Source organism: Ruminococcus callidus ATCC 27760, assembly GCF_000468015.1.
Lineage (GTDB): Bacteria > Bacillota > Clostridia > Oscillospirales > Ruminococcaceae > Ruminococcus_C > Ruminococcus_C callidus.
The window spans coordinates 13,590-15,895 of the sequence record NZ_KI260362.1; the positions used below are offsets into that span (position 1 = coordinate 13,590).

2 protein-coding genes are annotated in these 2,306 nt (G+C 41.2%); one reads left to right on the forward strand and one right to left on the reverse strand.

The annotated features are described in order from the left end of the window. The first annotated feature begins 520 nt into the window (after positions 1 to 520). Positions 521 to 1,045, forward strand: a complete 525-nt coding sequence (locus RUMCAL_RS05800) for a hypothetical protein (RefSeq protein ID WP_021681703.1) — start codon at positions 521 to 523, stop codon at positions 1,043 to 1,045. Between the two features lie 248 nt (positions 1,046 to 1,293). Here the strand turns inward: RUMCAL_RS05800 and RUMCAL_RS05805 are convergent. Continuing rightward, positions 1,294 to 2,306 (reverse strand): LacI family DNA-binding transcriptional regulator (locus RUMCAL_RS05805; RefSeq protein ID WP_021681705.1); only part of this gene is annotated, 1,013 nt, incomplete at its 5' end.

The following is a 2,306-nucleotide window of genomic DNA, read 5'->3' on the forward strand; positions in this document are numbered from 1 at the left end:
TGCATCTTACGCACAAGCTTTATTCAGTGTTTCCCGATAAACATGATGCCAAAACTACCTCACTTTTCTCACTGCATACAAACGAAAGACAGCCTGAGATTTTACAATTGGAATCTCAGGCTGTTTGCTATCCTCTGAAAACGCCTTTTACCTCTGATGTAGTATAATAAAACTTGACACCCTAACCTCAAAGTGTAGTTGTTCTTCACTTTATCAATTTTTTCTTGCTTTTTTTAAAACGATGTGTTATACTAGAATGTGTTCGCATAAAAATGAAATGCAGGTCTTTTCAGCAAGATTTTACGCTGACGGTGTAAAGGCAATACCGCACAAAGAGCGTCTGCCTACTTTGTACGGTATTGCCCTAGGCAATCTGCCGAAAAATCTGACAACGCACCTTACTGCACAAGCTTTGTGCGGTGTTGCCTTAGATTTTCTTATTTTGTTGTGTAATCACCGTTGGCATAGAAAATTCTTGTGCATAAGATACACATGCCTTTGTTAAAGGAGTACTTGCCCTATGAAAGAACGTTTTGAAAAACAATTGCAGAGCGATTTCCCGTTTATGCAGCAAAATCGGGACAAAAAAGAAAGAAATATATATCGAAAGTGGGGGTGCGAATGCAGTTCAGGCTGGTTCGAACTTATCTACGAATTATGTCAAAGAATCACGAATAGATATGCTGAAGAAGGTATTCCGGCAAATGAGATTGACTTGGAAATTCTTCAGATAAAAGAGAAGTTCGGTACACTCAGGTTTTATTACAAATTTAAAGGCGTATCTGGCGAACTACAGGCTATTGATTTCCTCGGTGTTGCTTCTTTGAGATTTGAACCTCAGAATTGTGAGGATAACGAAGCAAAGAAGAAACTCAGGCATGATATATCAGAACTCGTTCGAGGATATGAAAAAAGGTCTGCACATATCTGTGAATACTGCGGTGAGAGAGGTATGTTCAGAATGGATATGCCATGGAAAAAAACGCTTTGTGATGATTGTTATAACGCATACTTGAGAAAATACGAAGAGAAAACAAAATCATAAGCAACAGCATTGCTCTATGAGCATCTATCTAAGAACCCGTCTTCACAAGCGTATACACGTGTCTTTTCGGCAAATTTTGCTGCATACTGCGTGAAAAACACTTGCCGGGCGACAGCCCGCCTGCGTATTTTTTCCTTGTCTGCAACAAAATTATGCTCGAAAATCCACATATATTTCTTGTGAAGACGGGTTCTAAAAAATTCCCTTACCAGTATTCGCTGATAAGGGGATTTTGCATAGATGTGGTTTTATTTTGTGGTTTCTCTGCGGATCAGAATCGGTGTAAGCACCTTGTGAATCGGTGCGGCAAGCGGCTTGGGTCTGCGTTTTTTTCGTTCGCTGATTTGCAGTGAAAGCAGTTCTACTGCCTCCTGTGCGATTTTGTCCATTTGTTGGCCAACTGTGGTAATGGGAAAAATTGCCTCTCTGGAAACGGGAGAGTTGTCGAAACCAATGATTTTATACCGTTCCGGCAATGTGCCGTATTTTCGTATAATAAGATTGAGCAGAATGTTGGCGTGGGTGTCATTGGGCATAAAGATTCCCACTTTTTTCTCTGCATATGTTTCTTCGATCTCTTGTAAAAGCTTTGCGATCTCTGCATTGTTTTCTTCAAAGTTGGCACCAAAATTCCGAATCATGATGCAATGTTCCAACCCATTTGTTTCGCAAAAATCCTGAAATCCCTGAATGCGTTTGTAAGCTGGAATGGTATTTGGAAAATCTGCATTTGCATGGAGCAGAATGTCGCAGCCGCTTTTGGCGAGGACGGTTGCAGCCTGCACGCCGCCCATGTAGTTGTCTGTATTGACACTGCACACATATTCGTCTTCCCGTTCAATGGTAACGATAGGAACGTGATATTCTGCCAGTTCTTTGGAAGAGAGCGTGTGACTTAAAATAATCAGCCCCTCTGTCTTATAGGCGAGAAGTTCCTGAATATATCGCCGTTCCACATCGGCGTCTTCGTTCCCTGCAAATACGATGAATTTATAGCCGTATTCCTCATAGGTCGAGATGATGTGATCCAGCATGTCCGAATAATAGTGCATATATAAGTTGGGAATGATCACGCCAACCATTTCTGTTTTGCCGTTTGCCATGACTCTTGCCAGCTTATTTTCCTTATAGTCCAGCACCTCTAAGGCATTTGCGATCTTTTCCTGATTTTCCACAGTGATGGAGTCGGGATTGTTAAAATATCGGGAAATCGTTGTTTTGGAAAAACCGGTATATGCTGCAATATCTGCAAAGGTTACAT